Source organism: Stieleria marina, assembly GCA_007741555.1.
Taxonomy (GTDB): domain Bacteria; phylum Planctomycetota; class Planctomycetia; order Pirellulales; family Pirellulaceae; genus K23-9.
Map to the genome: position 1 here is coordinate 4216837 of CP036526.1, position 23013 is coordinate 4239849.

A 23013-nucleotide genomic window follows, 5' to 3' on the forward strand; every position below is an offset into this window, starting at 1 on the left:
GTGCCCTGGCCTGCTTCCATCGCTCTGATTTGCATTACCGTTTCGATGTTCGCGACCTTGCTGCTTGAGCTATGGACAGGCTTGGCGGTCGCGGGATGGGCCGGTGACTTTGCCCTGGTCGACCGGCAAAAGCAACCGATTATCTACTGGGCAATCATGCTGTTGCAGATCAGTTCGTTAGTCGTGACCATTGCCGTGGCATACTACTTTGTCGTGGCACCCGCGGCAGCTCTTTAGCGAACACATCGCCATCCGCATTGTCGCAGCCAGTAGACGCATGCGGACGTAAACGCACCGATGATCGCGGCGCCAAATAGCGATAACGGTAGGGTTACGTGAGCTTGATAGACTACACTCTGCCAGCCGAATTCGACGGTGGCCAGGCACGCGACAAAGGCAAACGACATCGCGAACGCGGTGACGCAGCTTGCAATCACTCCCTTCCTGCCGACCGGTGCGTCTCGCAAATACGCCACGCACGCCACAATGCCCATCACTGCGCCTAGAGCCGATACGCCGCCAAAGGCCAATGTCGCTTCGATCGGCACTTCGCTTTTCAGAACAGAAACAAACGCAAACGTGATCGCGACGATCGTGGTGAGCTGAATGAGCGTTTGAATTCCCAGCCGCGGAAGCTGTTCGCTGGTGGTGCGTAGATGGGCTAAAGTCCAGGGCGTGCAAAGCTGAGCCAGGATTCCAACGGTCGCTGCGCAAACAAACACGCTTGAAAACAGAACCGCAACGGACGGGACGATGTCAGCCCAGTCGACCGTTTCGACCATTGCCAAGCTGATAGTGAATCCCACCACCGACGGGACAAACAGTGCGATTGCGACCGCGTAGCGAATCACCAGCGGCACATGCCAAAACATGGCCGCCGCAATCGAAAACGACCCGACCGATCCCGCGGGAAATATGACCAACATGGCAACACCGCCCATCACCCAAAACGCAGGGCGACCGGAAAACACGTCCTCGACAAGTTCAATCCCCAGCGGGATCGCGACACTCAAGCAAAACAGAAGGACGCCCAAGCCTGCTAAGCCCAAGCCCACGCTGGCTCGGTCCGGGTCCGACGAGGTATTCCCATCGAACCGGAATAGAAGCGGGGCGTTTTCCGCCAAATCGACCTCGACGACGTCCATCGCCTGATGTGACATCGGGACATCCTGCGAAACATCATCAAACAATCGAGGTGAAGCGTTCACGCAAAATCCTAGGGAGCTTTGCTTAGATGCAATCGCCGTGTCGACGTCTTGCCAGCGCCACGTAGACGCCTCGCCAGCGCCGTACCGTAGCAAGCCTCAAACGTAAGCCAACACGACCCAGCATGCAAACACGCCGCATGCAAGTAACACAACAGGCGACGATCGCCGCGTGCAATCTCTACTGACGCAAAGCCAGATCCCACGGTCGCGGCCTATTGTGCAGCACACGACTGCACAGACCACAACGGGATCTGCTTGAATGCACGCTGCGGAACCATGCTACCAGCGAAGACCAAATTTCTCACCACCCGCACTCGCATTGTTGCCGCCTTTGAGCGGGCCACTGTGAGTTGCTTTGACGACAGGTTCGCGTGGCGGCTCGTCGACTTCTTCGACGTCTTTCTTCCCTTCGCTTTCGGGGACGTGTTGGGCGGCTTTGATCGACAACCCGATCTTTTGCGCGTCACGATCAAAGCTCAGAACCTTGACTTCGACTTCTTCGCCTTCGCTGACGATCGAATCGATTCGCGAAACACGGTGATGAGCCATCTCGCTGATGTGGACCAGACCTTCGACTCCAGCGGCCAAACGGACAAAACAACCAAACGCCGCGATGCGGGTCACGCTGCCTTTGTGATTGGTCCCTACGGCAAATTCTGCTTCGGCGGTGTCCCAGGGATTTTCCTGAAGGTCGCGGTACGACAAGCTGATCTTGCCGGTTTCTTTGTCGACCGAATCGACCACGACGGAAACTTGCTGTCCCATTTCCAGCAGCTCGCTCGGGTGTTTGATTCGATCCCAGCTCAATTTGCTGATGTGAATCAGTCCATCGCATCCACCCAAATCGACGAACGCGCCGAAATCTTTGATGGTTCGCACGACGCCATCCATCTGGTCGCCCGGCTCCATCTTTTCGAGTTGTTCTTTGCGTTTGACCTCGCGTTCGCGTTCCAAGATCGCGCGACGGCTGAGCACCAAGTTGCCGCGGCCCGCGTTGGCTTCGGTGACCAAGCAAACCATTTTTTGATCGACAAATTCGCTCAGGTCTTCGACTCGGTATTCAGTGATCTGGCTAATCGGCATGAACCCGCTGACGCCGCCCACTTTGCACTCGAGGCCGCCTTTGTTGTGTCCGGTGACGGTCGCCGTTACAACAGCGCCTTCGTCGATGTCGCCCAAGTCGGCGACCGCAACGGTTGAACCCGGCAATGATAGAGCGTAGAGACCGTCTTCGGAATTCAATCCCCGCACGACCACTTCGATCGACTGGCCAGGCACCGGCTCTTCGCCAGTGAACTGCTCAAACGCGAGCGTGCCTTGATCGGGTCCACCCAAACTGAGAAAGACCGTGTCGGTTTGGATCTTGATGACTTGACCGTGAACCGTTTGGCCTTCTTCGAGCGGTTCTTTGCGTTCGGGCATTCCTGCCGGCCCGCTCATGATGGCGTCGAAATCTGCTGCCGCTAATTCGGCGTCCAATTCCGCTTGGATATCGTCGGGAAGTTCCTGGCGCAAACTTGGCACAGCGACTTTGACGCGAGGTGTTTTGGGAGCCGTGTTCTGGCCCGTCACACCGGACGTTTTCACTTTGTGTTGTTTTTTCTTGCCAGCACCCGGCTTCGCCTTGGGTTTGTCGATGGTCGCATTTTGCGCTTCACCGGCTGCTTTCAACAGTTCGGGTGACACCGACGGCGAAGCAGGTTTGGCAACGCCCAGCCCGCGAGCAGCCAACGGACCGGTCGGACGCGCTGCTGGTTTGCCGGCTGCAGCAGCGGGTTCGGTTACGGTCGGTGCTGTCGCAGATGCTGCTGTTGGTTCAGCAGGACTTTGCGCCGGAGAAGTTTCGACAGCCGCTGCATTGGATGCCGCAGTCGTTTCAGTGACGTCTGAACTTTCGGGAGTTTGGTCGCCAGTTGTCATCAATAGTTTGTCGTCGTGAAAAGGCAGAATAACGAAATTGGTCAACGGATAGGTCTGTCAGGATAGTCTTAACAGATGCCCTTTGCCGTCGATCAAACGCAGATCAGTTGAAAGCGGGCGGAGTTTGGCGACGCCATCTGGTCGTTGCCACCATCGGTTGGTGGATTGACGCCCCCATAGCCCGCCCCTCAGTCTAGCAATAGGCACGGAAGATCGGTAGTCTTCGTTGCTTTAGTTCGTCCCCGAAACTAGGCCGTTTGTAATGCCTGAAATCGCCGGCTTTGCGTCAATTCTAACGAATGCACTTTCACCCCAGCTGGCCAGCGCGGTAACCCAATCCGCGATGCCTGGCTTAGCAGATGGGCCCCGCAATGACGCCCTGGCCACGATTTTGAGCTCCGGTGATTTGCAGACGCACCTCGCCGGCGCAGGGGATCGTGTCGACGAAATCATCAGCGGGCTCTGGTTATTGGCCGGTGACTTGGATCGCAGTCACACGATCAGCCAAGATCTGCCCAGCGCCGAAGGCAGCTTTTTGCATGGGATCATGCACCGCAGAGAAGGCGATTTTGGAAATGCCAAATATTGGTTTCGCCGCGTGGGTGATCATCCAGTCTTTGACCAAATTGCCCAAGCCGCCGGGTCCGTTTATGACGACCCTAGCGATTTTGTCGATTTATGTAGTGATGCGATTCGCCGTGGCGAGCCGGACGACTGCATGGCGGCTCAGTGGATCGAATGGCAATGCATAATGGCGTATCTTTGCTAATCACTTCACCATGCTTGCGATGCGGCTTCTGAAGGCAGCGCTGGGCGATGTGAATCCCGTAGCCGACGCCGACTTTGAGCCGACGTTAAGTGGACAGTCAACTTCGCCGGTAAAGTCCGAGCGACATTTGACGCGGGCCGCTGCGTTCTTGCTGCTGTATGTTTGTCGCAACTGACTTGGCCGAAACAATCGCGGCTTATGAAAGAACGTGAAAACTGTGGCTGACCACAGGTCACTTGAGCGCGATTGCGTGGGGGTTGCCCCGCATTCATGCCAAATGGGCGGGTGGCCGTTTGACTTTGCCCGCACCATGTCCGATATCTTTCTAGGTTCAGATGATGAATGTTCGTTGCATGTGTGGGGCAAGCAGCAAGCGGGCGTCATTCGAACGACTAACGATCTGAATTTTGATCAGCTTTCGACCTTTCGGGGAAGAGACGCTGGGGCACAGAATTCAGGTCGTTTTTTTATGCGCCGCTGGTGCCTCGATCGCCCCCGAAGTGTGTTGCCTTTTGGATCGCCACGTTGCGTCAGTGCAACGTCATCGAAAGCAGCCAGCCACCTTCTGCACGCGGCAATCGCCGTCTATCCGGCAATTTGCAGTCATAACGCGGCAACCGACCCCTTGCGGCACGGCAGATGCATCTTAGCAATCGCAGTATTCACGCTGCCCAATCCGATTGCTTCCCCCGATCATCTGAATGCACTGCATCACCTTGGCCGAAGTCGCCGCGATTCTATCGCAGCACGGACCCGATCTCATTTCTAGCCAAACGGAAATTCGGTCCGAAGCGGTCACGTGCTACTGGGCCAGTTCGCGTCGCCGGATCGCAATTTGGCACGGACTGTTAGCGGAGCACCGCGCTGCTCAGCGAGTCGGTGACACCGTGGACTTGCGATTCTGGTGGGATCGCAACATGCCACTACTGGAAGAGATCATCGTATCGGAAATGCTGACTCGCGTCGTCGCGGCCGTCACCGCCGAGATCGAATCCGCCAACGCGTCGGCCAAAGGACGCGATGAAGTGTCACCCGTCACGCACACGATTTTTCTGGCGCACTTGGACGTCAGTCACCGCGTCCATCGGCTGATGATTCACCGCGAAGGATACTCGGTCCATCACGCTGTCCGGCTGAACCGATTGCGTCAGGGGGTGCAGCGGTGGAACGATGCCTTGATCGGACGTCTTTCGATGCAACCGTCCGAAGCGTTGGCGTTTGCCTTTGATCATGACAGAGCAGCGACCTTTGCAAAAGAATCGCGCGAACGCGGAGTGCATGCCGTGCGCAATGTCAGTTGCTGGCTGATGAATGCGTCCATGCGAGACATGCTCAGCCGACGCGTTTCAACGGAAGCCGCTTTTCCCGAAGCCAACCAGGACGTTGCCGATTCGGTCATGTCGATGTTGCAGCCAGAACTCTTCGACGACTTGGGGACGCTAAAATCCGGCTGGTTACACCGCATCGGACAAGAACAGAGTTCCCCGGAATCCATGCCCGAGTTCAAGAAACCGAATTTAGACTGGAGCATGGGCAACAAAGAACTCTAGCAGGTTCGCCCCCTAGGGATTGCCCTGGAGATTGCCCTGGGGATTGCCCTGGGGATTGCCCTGTGCACAGGAACCGCGGGGCAAGCCAAACGACATTGCTCTGCTGCGATCGACGACGAAACGATACTCTGTTGGGATCGATTCCCAGTCGCGAGAATCCGCTCGCGAGGGCTCCGGCGTAAAACGAAGAGTGTCCGCATGCTGCGATACGTTCCCACCGCTCTCTCTTGCTTAATGGTTTTGTCGTGTGCGTGGGCGGACGAACCGTGCTCGGGCGTTGACGCACCGAAGAGCAAGCCGAACGCTAAACCTTCGGCACGAATCACGGCGACGACTTGCAAATTCACGTTTCCAGTGGACGATCTGGATCAGACGTGGGAATGGGGTGTCAGCCCACTCAACGCATGCGAATACTCGTGGATGGTCACGGTCAAACTCAAAGAAGCCACCTTCCAGATAGGTGTCTCGCACTTCAACGCTTTTGGCATTGCACAGTCGGGTTCGTTCGACGATTTCCTGCGGGCCAGCCAAGCCGACGTTTGGAAATTGAAACCGGACAAGCAAGGCGCCACGGTCGTCGACGGCATCAAAGTCATTTGCAAATCCAACGGCCCAGCTTTGGAAATCACTGTCGACGACGCAGACTGGTCCGCCGCTGTATTTGCGCAGCGTCCTGCCTTGGTCAAACTCCAGACGACGGGTACTCGGCTTAAAAAATCCGAGCACGCCGTCAAAATAAAATACAAATCCGACTGATCGACGTTCACCGGGTCGATGCCCCTCCATTCACTTAATGGGCATCGATCATTGCTCAACTACGCAAGCTCTAGCGGCTCAACAGTTCCAGTTCGTCATCGACCAAATCTTGTTCGCTTTCATCATCACCAGCAAAAATCCGGTCAATGGTGTCCAGCTCGATCGGTGACGATTGGCCGGCTGCCACTTCATCGATACCGTTATCGACTGAGTCGCTGGAGTCCAACAGCGCCAATGCTTCATCTCGGACCGCCGTATCATCCGCATCGGATGACGGACTTCCCAAGAAATCGCTTGGCAGCTGTTCGCCGGACGCTTGATTCGCGTTGGCTTGATCGGACAGATGGTTAAGGACGACCAACACATCCGAAGGCGTCAATTCACCGTCGCGATTCACGTCCACATAAAATTCCGAATCGATCAACGCGGCCGATTCACCCTGCGCACCGTTGCCGCGGTTCGCTTCGGCTTGGCTTGCCAGCGCGTTAAGCACCGCCAAAGCATCCGCCGGACTAGTCTGACTATCGCCATCCGTGTCGGTTGGTTGCAACAAATTCGTTTTCGGCTGGCCCTGCAACGCGTTAGGACCGGCCGACGATCGGATCGAGTACAAGCGATCTGTCGTGGACGCTTCGAAGATCACCGCATGAAAACCGAGTTCCGACGCGTCCGCCGAAGCAAACCCGTCGACGTAAGTAGCGATGTCAAACAAATCGTCATCCAAAATCCGCACGTTGTCCGTAAACGATACCGCCCCGATCGGGACAACCGAAATCGTCGTCGGCGATACGACTCGAAAAATGATCGCCGTCGGCATGGTGGATGCCGGAATCGAATGAGCCCGTGCGACATCCAACGGCGCGATGACTCGGGATTCGATAATCACGGAACTGTCATCGTTGCGAATCGTGCCAATCGCAGATGGTGTCGCGATCACATTACCCGCGGCCGCATTGACCAATGTCACCGTAAATTGTTCGCTCGGTTCGACAACCATGTCACCGGAGACATTCACGGTCACCACTCCTGTCGACTGACCGGCATCAAACACAACGGTCCCCGTTGGCAAGGTACCGCCAAAATCAGACGCGCTGGCGTTCGCCGACGAAGTGCCTGCGACGCTGTAATCAATCATCGCTGCCGAATCCAGACTGCCGCTACGCGTCACCGTAAAGGTAAACGGCGTGGTGCCCGTGTCACCTTCGTTTCGATCGCTGTCGGTTGCGGCAATCGCAAAACTTGATGTAGTGTCGCTGACATCGTCATTGCGAATCACACCCGACGCGACTCCGTTTTGCAACACCACCGACGTCGATGCATTGGACAGCGTGACGTCGAAGGTTTCATCGGGTTCGACTAACGTGTCGCCAGCGACGTTGATCAAAATCGTTTGAGTGGATTCTCCATCCGCAAACGTCACCGTTCCAGTTTCAAACACTCCGCCAGCAAAATCATCTGCGTTTGCGGCATTGGTGCCGCTACCGGTCACGGTGTAGTCAACAGTGGCAACACCATCGGTGTTGGCCGACCGCGTGACGGTAAACGACAGCACCGACGTACCAGTATCGCCTTCCGCTTTGTCACTGTCTGTCCCGGCGATCGAAACCAGCGGAGGCAAGGTGACCGGGTCCATGTCATCGTTGCGAATGGTTCCCGCAGCGGTTGCCGTTTGGATCACAAACGGAGCCGCGGCGTTCGACAAGGTCACGCTAAAGGTTTCGTCATTTTCTGTCTGATCATCACCGGCAACGGGGATGGAGATCGTTTGAGACGATTCGCCATCGACGAAGTTCAAAGTTCCCGACGGCAACACCGCACCAACAAAATCGTCAGCAGTTGCTGCATCTGTTCCTGTCCCGACGACTGCAAAATCGACCGCCGCATTGCCAACCGCGCTGCTGCGGTTCACGACGAACGTAAAGATCGCATCGTCAGCGTTTCCTTCCAGTTCATCGCCATCAGCCGCCGTGATCGACAACGTGGGTGCCGGAGCAACATCGTCGTTGGTGATCGTCGCCGTGGCCGAATCGACCGCGATGTTGGCTCCGCCTGATGGATTGGATATCTGCACGGTAAAGGTTTCCGTGGCTTCCACATCGTTGTCACCCAGAATGCTGATCATAAAATCGACTTCCGCTTGCTGGTCAGCAAACGTGACAGTCCCCGCCGGCAACTGGCTGGTGGTCGTAAAGTCGCCGACCGACGCCGGGTTGTTGCCCGATCCGAACGCACGGAAATCAAACATCAGTTCGCCGTCAACGCTGCCCGAACGCGTGACACGGAACGTGAAGTTATTCATTCCGCTGTCGCCTTCCGTCAGTTCCGAATCGACTGCGACCAGCGTCAGCGAAGCCGTGCCAGCTAAATCCGATTCAAACGCTCCGATGTCCGCCTGCCCGCCTTGAGGACGAGAGACACCACGTTGATCGACGTCGCCCGCCATCGCGACGCCGGCATTGATGGCTGGACTACCAGCGAGCAACGCGATTGTCGGTGTCAGCCCGCCGTTGTCCGTCAAGACGCCGATTCGCGCGTCGACGTTCGTCAGGTCGCTGGCACTTGTTCCGTCGACCACCGCATCGGTGGTGTCAGCAATCAAATTATTGCCCGAGCTTGTGACGGTACCGGAGATGTTTGGCCCCACCGTTGCGTTGTTCGACGCGATCAGTGTTTGCGACAAATCCACATCGCCACCACTGACTTCGATTCCGCCACCGCTGGGCGCCGTGTTGTACGCGATGGTCGCACTGCTGATTGTCAGACTACCGCCCTCGGTCGCTAGACCACCGCCGCTGCCGGTCGCAAAGTTGTTGGCGATGGTCGAGTTGTTCAAGCTGATGTCACCACCAGAACCGTCATTGAAGACACCGCCGCCGGAACCTGACAGGTTATTGGAGATCGTTGACTGCGAAACACTGATGGTTCCCGACGCACTGTTCCACAATCCGCCGCCTTCGTTGTCCGCCGAATTGCGAGCGATCAGCGAAGCGTCGATTTGGACGGTTCCGTCACCGGTTAGATGGAGACCACCACCGTTGCCTGGAGAGGATCCCGCGTCGTTTCCGGTCAGTTGCACACGAAGCAGCGAGAGGGATTGGCCCGAATTGTCTTCGATCCCGCCACCGGCCCGATTGGCAACGTTTCGCGAGATAACGGTGTCAGTCACGGATACCGTTCCGTCAAGGTTAAACAGACCGCCTCCGCTGCCCGAGCTACCTTCGGCAAAGTTACGCGTGATCTCCGACTGCGAAATCTGCAGGTTGCCGCCGCTGTTGAAGATACCACCGCCACCATGGACAGCCGAATCTCCGCTGGCGACATTCTGATTGATGTCGGAATTGAATACCGTCATCACGCCGCTGCCATTCCACAATCCGCCGCCTTCACGCGCCGCGACGTTGTCGACAATCGAACTGTCGGCGATCGTCGTCGTTCCAGCCCCGGACACATGCAAGCCACCGCCGTTGCCAGGTGCGGCGGTCCCATCGGGTCCCGCTACGTTCGCGTTGAGTGAGACGCCTACCAGTGTGGTCGTCGACGTATCAGTCGCTTCGATGCCGCCCCCAGCACGGTTTGCAACATTTACGTTGATGGTCGAATCGGAGATGCTTGCGATGCCACCATTCCAGATTCCGCCACCGCTGCCGGCACTACCCGTCGCCGAGTTTCCGGTGATATCGGAATCAGTCACGCTGAGCGAACCGCTATTGTGAATCCCGCCGCCGCCTTCGGCCAAGTCATCGCCAGTTGCGATGTTGCCTGAGACCGATGCATTCGTCACGGTCACACCTCCGCTAACGGGCGTGATCAACGAAACGCCCACCGGCGCGGTAATGCGAAAACTACTGCCGTCGCCCAAATCGACTCCGCTCGGAGCGGTGCCCATCGCAACGGCATCGATCGCATCCGAGATGGCTGTATCGACGGTTTGCCCATGCAACACGATCTCGCGAAGGCCTGCTGGAGCAATGTTGTTGAACTGACGAGCTTCATCGGCATTGGTCAAGTCAAACGTATACGTCGTATCGAGGTCGAACTCCGTGCCGCTGGGGAACAGGGCAGCGGGATCGATGTCGCCGCCTCCAACCAGTGCCAAGAAATGCCCCAACGGCGGAACTCCCTCGGGCGGGTTCGACGACGTCGCTGATGCATCACGAAGCTGAACGGAAGTCAGATTCAAAACCACCGGACCGTACTGCGGCCGGCCTTCCAAGAAATCCAAGAACCCGTCGGCAATCGTTCGCCCGTCGTCGTTTGCCAAGGAAGGCGGCACCGATGCGGTGGGTGGAAAACCATTGGCCGCGCCACCGTCACCATCAAAGAACGGTCCGTCGCCTTGCTCCAAAACCGGACGCGTCGCATTTCCCGCGAATTGTCCATGAATGTGTGCCACATGCAGGCCGCCAAACGCGCTGACGTCCTGCAATCCTTCGGCATCGATCACAACGCGAATGGTTCGCGTCGTCGCGGTTGGCGAACTGACCGTGACCGATCCCGTTCCCGTCACACTGGAACCGTTCAGCGGAATGAAGTCCAGCGAAAACGTTTGATCGGCGTCCGCAGCGGCAGCATCGTTGTAAATACCGCCGCCAGCGACGGCCGTGTTGCCGCTCACAGTAGTGCCGTCGACCGTCAAAGTTCCCGCGGACGAGTTCCATAGACCGCCGCCTTCGATCGCTTCATTGTCGGACACCGAGCCTCCCGAAACGGTCACCGCGCCGTCGCCACCGATGTGGATCCCACCGCCGTTACCCGGAGCAACCGTTGCCGCGACCAGCGAGTTGAAATCGATCGCACTGTTGGTGATCGAAACCGTAGATCCGCCGGTGGTTTCGATACCGCCGCCAGCTCGGTTCGCTTCGTTTCCGGTGATGGAAGAATCGACCACGCTCAGCGAACCGCCCAAGTTCAAAATGCCGCCGCCGGAGCTACTTGCGCCGTCGGCAGTGTTGTTAGCAATCGAAACAGACGTCAGCTGCAGGTCACCACCATTGTTAAAGATACCACCACCGCCATCGTCGGCCGCGGGACCCGACGCAGTGTTGTCGCTGATCGTGGTACCGTTGACGGTCATCACGCCGCTGCCATTCCACAATCCGCCGCCTTCACGCCCCGCTCGGTTGTCGTTGACCGTTCCGCCGCTGATGGTCGCGTTTCCGGCGCCGGTAATATGCAGTCCACCGCCGTTGCCGGGCGTCGCTGCACCGCTCGCCCCCGCGATGTTGCGGTCCAAATTGACACCACTGAGTGTCGTTGTTCCAACATTGCTTTCGATACCGCCGCCCGCACGACTGGCGACGTTGTCCGAGATCGACGAATTCAAAATCGTCACGCTACCTTGATCATTCAGAATTCCGCCACCGGAACCCATCGTCGCGGGGAAAGTCACTTGCCCGCGGACTTCGCCGCCGGGATTATTGGTGCTGTGAATATTCAGATACGTGCCGCCGGCCAGTAGCTCCGATACGTTCGCTGCGGGCACCGCCACATCATCCGCCAAGAACCGAATCCCGCCGTCAACGGTTTGCCAGGTATCGATCCCCAAATTGATGATCACGTCGCCGTTTGTACCCGCGTCACCTAAGTGGATGTGGGCTCCTGTCAATTCAGGCAAAGCCGTTTGATCGGTCAGCTCGATTCCCGATACAAACGCATCCAAGCGAAACGTGCCGCTGAGCGGGTTATACTGCAGACTGGCTTGTCCCATCGAAGTCGTCGTCACTGACGGGACTTCCTGCGTCCCGCTTAATGCAAACGTCGTGGCCGAAGCAGCCAGGTTATTGCTGATGGTCGCCCTAGCGATATCGACCGCTCCGCCAGCATTAAAGATTCCGCCGCCGCCTTGATCCGATGCGTTGCCAGCTGCCGAGTTGTCCTGGATGGTCGTGCCATCAATCGTCATCGTTCCGGTGCCGTTCCAAAGTCCGCCACCTTCGGCGGCCGCAAAGTTCCCGGACACGGTACCGCCTACGATGGTTGCGTCCCCCGCGCCAGTGATGTGCAATCCACCACCATTGCCCGGAGCTGCCAAGCTGGCTGGCCCAGCGATGTTGTCGTCCAGATTGACATCCATCAAATTTGTCATGGAATTGGCAGCCGATTCGATTCCGCCGCCCGCACGATTGGCCGTGTTTCCAGTGATCGCCGCCGAAGTAACCTCGATCGTGCCACCCAGATTCAAGATACCGCCGCCGCTGCCAGCCATTCCATTGGCGACGTTGTTGGTGATCGCACCTCCGGTAATCCGCAGCAGCCCGTCGCCGTGAAAAATGCCGCCGCCACCTTCGGTCGCCGCATCGCCAGTCGCTGTGTTGGCATTGACAATAACATTGACCAAACTCGTCCCGCTTCCAGCATCTTCGATGGTGACTTGCAATAGTTCGTAGCCGTCAGACGTGAAATCCGCGTTAGCGGTGCCAAAAGTTCGCATCGGACCGACACTCTGTGTGCCGCCCAAAATGATCGATGTTCCGCCTGGGTTGCCGACCGAATTGATGAAGCCAGCGTGACTAGTGACCGCGGCTGATTCGGCAGTCCCCGTATCAGCAGCCATTTGGTCAAAGAAGGCGGCGTCGGTTTCGTCGTTGAGCTCAGTCCCCGCATCCCAAACCGCTGCACCAGTCACGGTGAAGTCAATCGGCAACAGATTTCCGTCCGCATCGAACAGCTCCAACATTTGAGCATCATCATTGGCGATGAATGCGTCGTTCGACGGAATCACCATCGAAGCGTAGGAGTAATAGCGATTGTCGACCGGATCGAGCACGAACACTGCCGTCTCAGTCGCACCGGGAGAAAATGGGCCGCCGGGCAACGATGCCGAAACTCCGTTTGCCTGACCTGCAGCGAACGCGGCCGTGATTGGCCCGTTGTTTCCATCTTCGGCGATGCGCTCAAGTTCCGCCGAAGCAGTTTCCCCGGCATTGAACAAGTCAAACCCGCCATCGTGGAATGCCGTGAACACGGGTGTCAGGAAAAGCCCGCTATCGGTCGGTCCACCGTTGGGAGCCGAGTTCACCATCGTCAAACGCACTGCCTGTGCGCTTCCACTTTGCGTGAAAATACCGCCACCGACGACTGCGGTATTGTTTTCGATCGTGGCGCCGTCGACACCCAAGATACCGACGTTGGAATTCCACAAACCACCGCCTTCGTTGGCCGCCGCATTTCCACTGACGGTGCCTCCCGAAAGACCGACGACCGCGAATCCAGAGATATGCAGCGCACCGCCGTTGCCGGGTGCCGCCATCCCCGCACTGCCATTGACGTCGTTGTTCGTCAAATTCGTATCATTGATCGTCATCGTACCGCCGGCAATTTCGATCCCGCCGCCGGCGCGGTTAGCCGCATTGAGATCAAAGTCAGCGTTGTCGATCGTTACGTTGCCGCCGACTGACAACAATCCACCGCCGCTGCCACTCGTTCCCGAAGCAAAGTTGTCGACCACGGCAATCGCCGACGCCGTACCGTTGATCGCAAGTGTGCCGCCGTTGTTAAAGATACCGCCACCACCTTGATCCGCGCTGTCGCCCAGCGCTTCGTTGGCCTCAATGATGGTGCCATTTCGGATCGTCATCGTGCCCGTACCCGAATTCCAAAGTCCACCGCCTTCGGCTTGAGCGACGTTCCCAAACACGCTGCCGCCGTCAATCACGGTGGTAACCGCGCCGCTAACGTGCAGTCCGCCACCATTGCCGGGCGCCGCCGGTCCTCCTGTTGCGGTTCCGTCGACGTCGTTGTTCACCAGATTGGATCCGGTTAGCGTCAAGTTGCCTTCGACGATCTCGATACCACCGCCCGCCCGGTTCGCGCCATTCAAGCCGATGGTGCTGGACTGAATATCAACATCGCCGTCGGTGCTGAACACTCCGCCGCCGCTGCCAGACGCGCCATTGGCCAAGTTCGCCGAGATCGTGGCACCGATGATGTCCAGTGTCCCCCCATTATTAAACACGCCGCCGCCGCCGTCATGCGATTCGTCACCACTGGCCGTATTACCAGTCACCATGGTGCCGTCAATCGTCATCGTGCCAGCGTTGTTCCAGAGACCACCTCCTTCGCGCATTGCGACGTTGTTTTGAAACGATCCGTCATTCACGTTGGTCGTGCCCGCCGCGCTGACATGAAGCCCGCCACCATTGATTCCCGCAAGGTTTCCATCAGCCCCCGCGATGCCACCGACCGTGACTGCATTGAGAGTCACCGCTCCATCGTTGTTCTCGATTCCGCCGCCAGCGCGAGCCGCTTCGTTTGCCGTGATTGTTCCACCGGAAATGACCACGCTCCCGCCTAACGAGAGAATCGCGCCCCCATTGCCCAATCCGTCCGTCGCAAAGTTGGCTGTTAGGTCCGTGTCCGTCAGCGTCACCGTACCTCCGTTATTAAAAAGTCCTCCACCGCCATCGTCCTGCGTCGCGCCAGCATCCGGATCAAGCGCTTCGTTGTTTGAGATCGTCGCATTGGAGATATTCAAAATACCGCCGTTATTGAATACACCTCCTCCGCCCTGCGCATCGGCGTCGCCCCCGATCGATTCCACAAAATTGCTGTCGATCAACGTGCCATCGATCGTCATCGTTCCAGCGTTGTTCCAAAGCCCACCACCTTCGCTGGCGGCTTCATTCCCAAACACGGAGCCGCCTGTCAAACTCACGTTGGCCGCTCCGGTCACGTGTAGACCGCCACCGTTGCCAGGGGCGGGTGCCGTCGCCAGCACGCTTAAGCCATTTACGTCATTGTTGGTCAGCGCTGAATTGTTTTGAAAGACGAACGTTCCCACGCCGACTTCGACCCCGCCGCCAGCGCGGTTGGCACTATTAAAACGAACGTTGGTCGCATCGAGCGTTGTCGAACCGGCTGCGCTAAAGATACCGCCACCACTGCCAGACGCACCGCTCGCTTGATTGCTTTCGATGACCGAATCAGAGATCGTCAAGGAATCGGCTTCGCTGTAAACACCGCCTCCCCCTTCGGTCGCCGCGTCGCCCGTCGCAACGTTACCACTGATGTTGACGTTGCTTAGCGTCAGCGTTTGACCGGCGCTGACAAACATTCCGCCACCGTTCACGTCGTTACCACCGGTGATCGTCAATCCGTCGATCGATGATGGCCCACCCCCGTCAATCAAAAACACTCGCGAGTCCCCCCCACCATCAATCGTAATGCTCGACGCATCACCCAGTGCAATGGCCAAGTCGTCACTGATGGAAAACTGCCCGCCAGAGAGCGAAATGGTTTCGCTGCTAAGGGCGGCCGCAAACGTAATCGAATCACCCGGCGCCCCTGCGACGGCTCCGCTGACACCGGCAGCGGCGTCACCGACCGCTGCGTTGGTATTGGATGCCTGAATCGCTTCCCGCAAACTGACCTCACCATCGGCGGCCACCGTGTCATCGAGCGTCGTGACCAAGTAAGCAGTCAAGACACGACGAGCTTCCAAAGTCTCGCAGCTCAATCGTCGCGTCCGAGCGGCACGTCGACTGGAAATAGGCCGTGAACGACGACGCTTGTGTCTTGAACTGGTTCTCAATGATGCGGGAGTCTCAGCAGAAGCGTTTTCGGTGGACAACATAGAATTTCCGGTAGAAATAGTGGGGTGAATCAAGTTGTGGTCAATCAAGACGCAGTTGTGTTTGCTCGAGAGCGTGTTGCAAGATGCAATCCGCACCATCATGCGAAATACGTTCCGCAGCACTCTGGGAAGTACGCTCTGCGGGGCGGAAATCGCGGGACGTGGGCCTGTGATCCGGAATCTGTGGAGTCCGGCAATTACGGACACGGGATCCGTTTAAACGCTTGGCGTGTTCGCGACGGCGCACTGTTTGGGAGCTTCTTTCCAATGTTCCCGGTTGCGGGCCAGGGCATTTGCAACGCAGTGTTATAACGCGAAGCAAACCGCTGTTTGGCAAGTTTGTCAGCAATCCAAGTGAATGGTTAGCATTTCTAGTGTTGGACGTTTGGAGGAAGGTGTTCTTCAAGTCAAAGCTGGTCGGTATTGATTCGCAACGGTCGCAAAACGACCAGCCTTGATCTTCTCCCAGCAGCACCTGACGGCGTACTCGGGGCATCTTGGGGTTCAGTCCATTCCCGCCACTGATACGTTGACAGGCTGATTCTGTGACACACATTGGAGACATTATCCGACACAAAGTTTTCGAAGGCTGCGGCAACGTCGCAATTGTCCGAATAGACGCTGTCTGATGCAACTAAAAGCTCGTTAACAGGATTCTCACTAACGCCACATCTCGGGCCCAAGACCACTACAATTTGGCACCGACCAAGCTACTGGTCGTTTTCACGATACGGATTCACACTACGGAACGAAAGTTTCCCGGCCGCAGACCCTTCGCAGGAAATCGCTTTGCCCCTGGACGATGATTCGGAGACGTTCGACGACGCTGATGAACTGGACGATGCTCCCAGTTGGTACGGCGAGACGTTGGAATGTGACAGCAGCGAAGCGTCCGCGCCCATCGACCGGCTCCGTGTCGCTTTGAATTCTTCGGATTCGCCTGGCCCGGATTCGATCCTGACACGCGGACAAATCGGTTCGTATCGCCCGATCGAATTGATCGGACGCGGCGGAATGGGGTCCGTCTACCGCGCTGAAAATGCAGACGGCAAACCAATCGCTTTGAAAGTCCTGCGACAAGATATCAACGGAAGTAAACTGGCTCTGCAAAGGTTTCGAAAGGAGGCGACACTGCTAGGCGAATCGGCCAGCCCTGCGATAACTAAATTGTACGAGATCGGCGAAGACGACGGATTGTCGTTTTTGGCAATGGAGTTGGTCGACGGCATCAGTTTGCACCAACTGATGAAAGACCACTGTCCGCTGCCCGAACGGGTCACCTTAATGATCATCGCCGAAATCCTGCGCGGGCTGGCGACACTGCACGAAAAAGCGACCGTGCATCGCGATTTAAAACCCGCCAACATTTTGCTAGTTCAGTCGCTGGCGACGGAGATCGGTGCTTTCGATTCGCAAACACTATCCCCTTCAAATTCGAATGCGGACGCCGTCGTCAAAGCGCCCATCAGCAAGTTGGTAATCGCCGCTGGCACAGTCAAGTTGACCGACTTTGGATTGGCGCGGCACGTCGACCAACCCGAATCGCTGGAATTGACCAAGACCAACGCCGTACTGGGGACACCGCAGTACATGGCCCCCGAACAGTTTGCCGCTGGCCACGACATTGATCCCACGGTCGACATCTACGCGTTGGGTGCCACCCTGTTTGAAATGCTGTCTGGCCGTCATGCCTTGCCGGCTGATAGTTTTATCGAAGTCGCTACGCAGCATCGCCAGACGCGTCCGCCTCTCATCAGTTCGCTCAACCCAGCGGTCAGCGACATTACCAGTCAGTTGGTCGCCAAGGCGCTGGAAAAGAACCCGGTCGACCGTTACGCCGACGCCAGCGAAATGCTGCACGATGTTCAGCAGATTCTGCAAGGACGACCGACGCAGATCGTCTCCCATCCTCACGTGCCGTCGACGCAGCCCAACGAATTCGATGCCAACATTCGTACATACGAACTAGTCTGCCATTTGAAATCATCGCCCGAGGTTCTCTGGCCGTACGTTTCCAATACCGAACGTATCAACCGCGCCGTTGATTTGCCGGCCGTCAACTTTCACGTCCAGACCGGCGAACACGGCGATGTCCAGCACTATGGCAGCACGCGCTTCCTGGGCATGAATATGAGCTGGCGTGAGCATCCGTTTGAATGGATCGAAGCAAGCCGCATGTCTGTGCTGCGACAACTGGATAACGGACCACTGGATTGGCTGATTAGCGACGTCCAGTTGCAACGGGGGGATCAAGGCGGCACGATCTTGACGCACCGATTCCAAGTGCGACCGCGAGGTCTAATGGGACGACTGGTCGCGCGACTGCAAGTCGGCTGGCATTCACGTCGCGCCTTTGATCGGGCGTATCATCACATCGATGATGTTCTGACTTGGGAGGCAAATCAAGACGATCGCGAAAGTCAAACCCCCACCGACACTCGATCCACTTCGCTGGCTCGCGACGCTTTTGAATCGCCCAATCAGTTGACAGCGGCCCAGCGTAGGAAGCTGGACGGTTTGATCCGCGAATTACGCAATCGGAACCTTCATCCCGATGTACTACTGCGTCTGGAAGACCACGTGGCTCGCGGTGCCGCCCAATCCGTCGCACGGCTGCAACCTTTCGCACTGGCCAAGCAATGGGGATTGCCCCAAGAAAACGTGATCGCGGCGTTTCTGCATGCAGCACACGTCGGACTACTGGATCACTGCTGGGACATTCATTGCCCAATTTGTCGTGTGCCGTCTGCGCGAGTCGATGAGCTGCGGGAAGTCAAAACGCACGGTCGCTGTGACGTTTGCAACGAAGATTTCGCAGCCGACCTCGTCCACAGCGTCGAATTAACGTTTCGCGTCCATCCGTCCATCCGCGAAGTCGACCAGCAGACGTACTGTATCGGCGGTCCATGGCACTTGCCGCATGTCGTGGCCCAGGCACGCCTGGATGTGGGCGAAGTCTTTCCGCTGTCACTGCGTTTAGACGAAGGTGACTATCAGATTCGCAGCCCACAACTCTCCGACGCGCTGCCATTGTCCGTCAGCTCTCAATCGCGACAAAAGTTTCACCGTCTCGATTTGTCCCAGGAGTTCAAGGACCATCCACCGCTCGTCTTCTCTGGTACCGGCCAACGTCTAACACTCCACAACCAATTCCCATGCGAACTACTTATCCGCGTAGAACGAATGGCACAGCATCGCGTCCTGTTGAACGCTGCCAAAATCGCGTCGCACCCTCTGTTCCGCGAACTGTTCCCCAATGAAGTGCTGGCAACGGACATTCCCGTCAGCATTCCCAAGATAACGTTTGTGGTCAACGAACTGAAACGAGAAGCCGATTTTGATCGGGATGCGTTGCCGAATGATGCCGATCGTTACGGCGGCGTGCAAACTTACCTGGCCGCTTTTCGCACACGGATTGCCAGCGGAGGAGGCTTTTGTTTCAAAGTCGTTGGCGACCAAGCGATCGCTGTGTTTTACGACCACACCCAAGCCGAGCGCACCGCCGCGTCGCTGGGCGAAATCTCGCCGCCCGGTTTTTCTAATCAAGTCCGGATTCAACAGGGCCCCGCCGTGATGGCGACGGTAAACGATCAATTGGAGTACTTCGGCGAGACTCTGAATGAAGCGTTGAGATAGCGGGCCGGCTAACACGGCGCGAGTCGTTCCGATTCGGAGCCAGACTTAGCGGGTATATTTCAACAAACCGAGTTCACCCAATTCGCCATCGACGTTCTCGTCGCTGACCACGCCCAAGGTCTTGGCGACTTCTTTTCGCAGCAGTTCGGCAAAGCGGACTCGGGCCCGTCGCAGAGTCTGCCGTGCCCACGCCGCGTTAACCTCACGGCTGAGTTGATCGCTAATCTTTACCGCGAGATCGGACGAATTGAACGCCGGGTTCTGTGCCCGTTCACGCAACACCAACGCGTAGCAAGTCCCCGATGCCTGGTCCGCTTCGTCCATCGCATTCCACGTCTGGCTCAGCAGTTCTTTTCGCCAAACGTGATCAAAATCGTCGTTGACTACAGGCGAACTGGCGTCAGCGATCTGAGCCATCTGGGGCGACAGAGATGCGGGACGCTTGTTCTGCTTGCGAAAATAGTCCGTGACCAAATTTCGCAGTGCCCGTTTGATGAAGTCACGGAACCGCCCGCGACCAGGATTGGCATTTCGAAAATCTCCGCGAACGATGCGAAATGCAAATTCTTGCGCCAAGTCGTCGGCAACATCGGGATCGCGAACGGCACCGCGCAGGTAGCGATAGACGGGTCCCGCATAACGGACCAACAAATCTCGCTGCGCTTGACTGGCCACGCTGGGTTGTTCGTTGCAGCTGCCAAACACCTCCGTCCAGTTGGTCTGAATTTGGCTCAATCGCCCTTCATCTCGACCCTGGGGTAACGCCATGACAGAACAAACACAAATTGATCAAGGGATAAAAAAAGTAGGACGGCGAATCGCTGCCAAAAACAGATGCGGCCGGACAAATCACCAAGATCATCAAAACCGGCATAGCACTTATTCGTGAATCAACTGTCACAACTCGATGATGGACGCGTATCAGTGGTGTGAATCGAACAGGTGCACACATTGTGCCGGACTTATTGTACTGCAAACGCCCCAGATCGTTTCCACCCAAACGTTTGCCATTCTGTCTCCTCCTTTCCCAAGAAGTCGCCCCGTAATGCTGCTAAATGCCCGATTCAGTCTTCCACTCACCGCCTTGTTCGTGATTGCGTTATCCATTGCGACTGCCCCCTCCAGCGAAGCCGCAGATCACCTTGATTCGCCGTCCGTCACCGCAGATGGAACGCTTGACATCAACGATGTATTCGCCTTTCAATCGCCATCGAATCCCTCAAATAGCGTGTTGGTGTTAAGCGTAAACCCGGCTGCTGGCGTTCTGAGCCCCACGACCTTCAACAGTCGCAGCGTTTACGAAATCAACATCGACAACACGGGCGACGCCGTCGCGGATGTTCGGTACGAAGTTCACTTTGCACGATTGCGCCGCGGCAGCCAACGGATGCTTGTTTTACGCGATGACGGATCGGTTGCGGCATCGGGCAGCACCGGACAAAACGTCGCCATCAGTGGTGGTGGACAGGTCCGCGCCGATCTTTTTGAGGATCCGTTTTTCTTTGACCTCGACGGATTCAATAATGGTTTCCAATTCACGGGCACCGACTTCTTTGCTGGTTTGAACGTTTCAGCGATTGTTTTAGAACTGCCAAGCAGCCAACTCAATGGAGCATCGTCCAACATCGCTGTGTGGGCCCGCACAATCAACGGCGGCCAGCAGTTTGATCGAATGGGACGCCCAGCGATCAACACCGCGTTGATATCCAGTGATCCGCTGAAAGATCTCTTCAACGCATCGTTGACCACAAACGACACGCAAAACTTCGCCGCTGAAGTTCAAGCGAATATCGAATCGCTCAACGGTGGCGACACTGCGACAGCAGCAGCCCTGACAGCAATTCTGCTACCAGACGTGCTGACGTTTGACACTTCAAGCACCGCCGGATTTCTAAACGGTCGGCAGCTCGCCAACGATGTTATCGACGCGGAGCTAAACCTGCTGACCAACGGAGCGGTCACGGAAGACGGCGTTGACGCCAACGACGCAACGTTTCTGACCACGTTTCCCTATCTAGCGGCACCCAACTGATCAACGTCACATACTCACCGTCACATGGGGCGTTTCATTGCGGAACCAATTCATTCATTCCGTGGCTTTCATTATTTCGCAAAAGTCACGCATGCCGGATCAGTCCATTATCCAGACTGATTCGGCATTTTTCTCGCTTCCACCAACGACCGAAAGACTATGAGTTTCAATCCTCTCAGCGCTGCTGCCATCATCTTTTCACTCGTCGCTTTCTTCGACACCAACGTTACTAGCGCCCAGACGGTAATCCCATCGGCCGGTCTGGCAACTGTCAGTCTTTCGATTGACAGCGCGCCGTTGAAGTTGGGCGAGATGATGCCGACGGATGATGCCATCGATCTGTTCACAAAACGTATTGACGGAAAACCTCAGGACGTCGCCAACCGCGTGACGCTGGGACGACTGTATCTACGCAAGGCAAAAGAGGAAGACGACTTTGGTTCGTTCCACAAAGCCGAACAAAATTTGCGTCAGGCAGTTGAGAACAACAAGAGCCATTTGCCCGCCCGACTGTATTTGGCACAGTCTCTGATGGCACGCCATGCGTTTGCAGACGCATTGGAACTGGCTGACCTCATTCTATCGCGCCGTCCAGACAACGCCGTCGCTTGGTCGATCCGGGGTGATTGTCAAATGTCATTAGGGCGGTACGACGACGCCGCACGATCCTACGCCGAACTTCTGCAACGAGAGAAGTCGGCAGCCACGATCGCACGCAACGCACATTTACTTGAAGTCCGCGGTCGTTCCGACGAAGCATTGACGTTGATGCTGAAGGCTCGTCACGATGCCGAATCCCTGGGGCTGAGTGATCGTGAACTAGCCTGGTACGATTTGCGAGTTGCCGCCATGCATCAGACCCGAGGGAGACTTGCGCACGCATTAAGAGAGCTCGCCCAATCTCTGTCGCGCCGTGCGGACTATGCACCAGCGATGGCAGCAAAAGCACAAGTCACGGCGTTGCAAGGCGATCTACCGCTGGCACTAACGCTCTACCAGGAAGCTGTTCAACGGCACGGCGAACCTCCGATGATGGCGGGCTTGGCCGATGTCTACCAAGCGATGGGCAAAACGGAACTGGCCGAACAGTGGTACGAAAAAACCGACCAGGCAATGGCGGAAGAAGCACTGACTGCGGCAGCCGCGCACTACCGCGAAGTTGCGAAGTTCTATTGCGATACGGACCGAAAACCAGAACGGGCCTTGGAACTCGCGAAAGAAGACTTGAAACTGCGCCGCGACGTCCAGTCATTGGACACGCTAGCGTTCGCGCAGTATCGAAATGGTCAGTTTACGCAGGCCGCGGAATCAGTCACCCAAGCACTGGCACCAGGGACACGCGATGCGAACCTGTACTACCACGCGGGATTGATTCTTGAAGCAATGGGTGAATCAGTTGATGCCGCCACGTCCTACCGCGAGGCTCTCGCAATCAATCCCACGTTTTCACTGCTGTCGGCTCCAGATGCAAAACGCAGATTGTTGGCGTTAGAAAAATGATACGGTGGCGATTCGGACGAGAGCCGGCGTAGTCCAATCGGATTATCGATGGCTGCTACTTCGGCACTTCG

Annotated in this window: 12 protein-coding genes; 8 read left to right on the top strand and 4 right to left on the bottom strand. The window is 56.9% G+C overall.

What is annotated here, in order from left to right:
• Entirely contained in the window at nucleotides 1–237 is a 237-nt protein-coding gene (locus K239x_RS15155) for a hypothetical protein (protein ID WP_145419096.1), read from the top strand.
• Here K239x_RS15155 and K239x_RS15160 read toward each other — a convergent pair.
• Both K239x_RS15160 and K239x_RS15165 read right to left on the bottom strand, forming a co-directional pair.
• Nucleotides 234–1208, bottom strand: coding sequence for a hypothetical protein (locus tag K239x_RS15160; RefSeq protein WP_145419098.1), 975 nt, complete (start codon nucleotides 1206–1208; stop codon nucleotides 234–236). The two genes, K239x_RS15155 and K239x_RS15160, sit on opposite strands and share 4 nt — an antisense overlap.
• A gap of 279 nt (nucleotides 1209–1487) precedes the next feature.
• Nucleotides 1488–3173, bottom strand: coding sequence for a S1 RNA-binding domain-containing protein (locus tag K239x_RS15165; protein ID WP_419188982.1), 1686 nt, complete (start codon nucleotides 3171–3173; stop codon nucleotides 1488–1490).
• 217 nt (nucleotides 3174–3390) lie between these two features.
• Between K239x_RS15165 and K239x_RS15170 the strand changes: the two genes are divergently transcribed.
• The 4 genes from K239x_RS15170 (at nucleotide 3391) to K239x_RS15180 (ending at nucleotide 6203) form a co-directional block, all read left to right on the top strand.
• Entirely contained in the window at nucleotides 3391–3897 is a 507-nt protein-coding gene (locus tag K239x_RS15170; protein ID WP_145419100.1) for a hypothetical protein, read from the top strand.
• 10 nt (nucleotides 3898–3907) lie between these two features.
• On the top strand, nucleotides 3908–4072 hold the full coding sequence (locus K239x_RS28680) for a hypothetical protein (RefSeq protein ID WP_419188983.1): 165 nt from the start codon (nucleotides 3908–3910) through the stop codon (nucleotides 4070–4072).
• 526 nt (nucleotides 4073–4598) lie between these two features.
• Nucleotides 4599–5447: a hypothetical protein gene (locus K239x_RS15175; RefSeq protein WP_145419102.1), complete on the top strand. Its 849-nt coding sequence runs from the start codon at nucleotides 4599–4601 to the stop codon at nucleotides 5445–5447.
• A gap of 198 nt (nucleotides 5448–5645) precedes the next feature.
• On the top strand, nucleotides 5646–6203 hold the full coding sequence (locus K239x_RS15180) for a hypothetical protein (protein WP_145419104.1): 558 nt from the start codon (nucleotides 5646–5648) through the stop codon (nucleotides 6201–6203).
• Between the two features lie 70 nt (nucleotides 6204–6273).
• On the opposite strand, the gene K239x_RS15185 is transcribed toward K239x_RS15180, so the two are convergent.
• The gene (locus K239x_RS15185; protein ID WP_419188984.1) at nucleotides 6274–15774 is read right to left on the bottom strand and encodes a beta strand repeat-containing protein; all 9501 of its coding nucleotides are present in this window, start codon (nucleotides 15772–15774) and stop codon (nucleotides 6274–6276) included.
• Between the two features lie 789 nt (nucleotides 15775–16563).
• On the opposite strand from K239x_RS15185, the gene K239x_RS15190 reads away from it, so the two are divergent.
• Nucleotides 16564–19410: a protein kinase domain-containing protein gene (locus K239x_RS15190; protein ID WP_145419106.1), complete on the top strand. Its 2847-nt coding sequence runs from the start codon at nucleotides 16564–16566 to the stop codon at nucleotides 19408–19410.
• A 45-nt stretch (nucleotides 19411–19455) separates the two neighbouring features.
• Here K239x_RS15190 and K239x_RS15195 read toward each other — a convergent pair whose 3' ends face one another.
• On the bottom strand, nucleotides 19456–20178 hold the full coding sequence (locus tag K239x_RS15195; RefSeq protein WP_145419107.1) for an RNA polymerase sigma factor: 723 nt from the start codon (nucleotides 20176–20178) through the stop codon (nucleotides 19456–19458).
• 277 nt (nucleotides 20179–20455) lie between these two features.
• Between K239x_RS15195 and K239x_RS15200 the strand changes: the two genes are divergently transcribed.
• Together K239x_RS15200 and K239x_RS15205 are read left to right on the top strand one after the other, a co-directional pair.
• A complete protein-coding gene (locus K239x_RS15200) occupies nucleotides 20456–21442 on the top strand; it encodes a DUF4331 family protein (protein ID WP_419188985.1) in 987 nt (328 codons plus the stop codon).
• Nucleotides 21443–21601: 159 nt separating this feature from the next.
• Complete coding sequence (locus tag K239x_RS15205; protein WP_145419109.1) at nucleotides 21602–22942, top strand: tetratricopeptide repeat protein; 1341 nt, start codon at nucleotides 21602–21604, stop codon at nucleotides 22940–22942.
• Nucleotides 22943–23013: the final 71 nt, after the last annotated feature.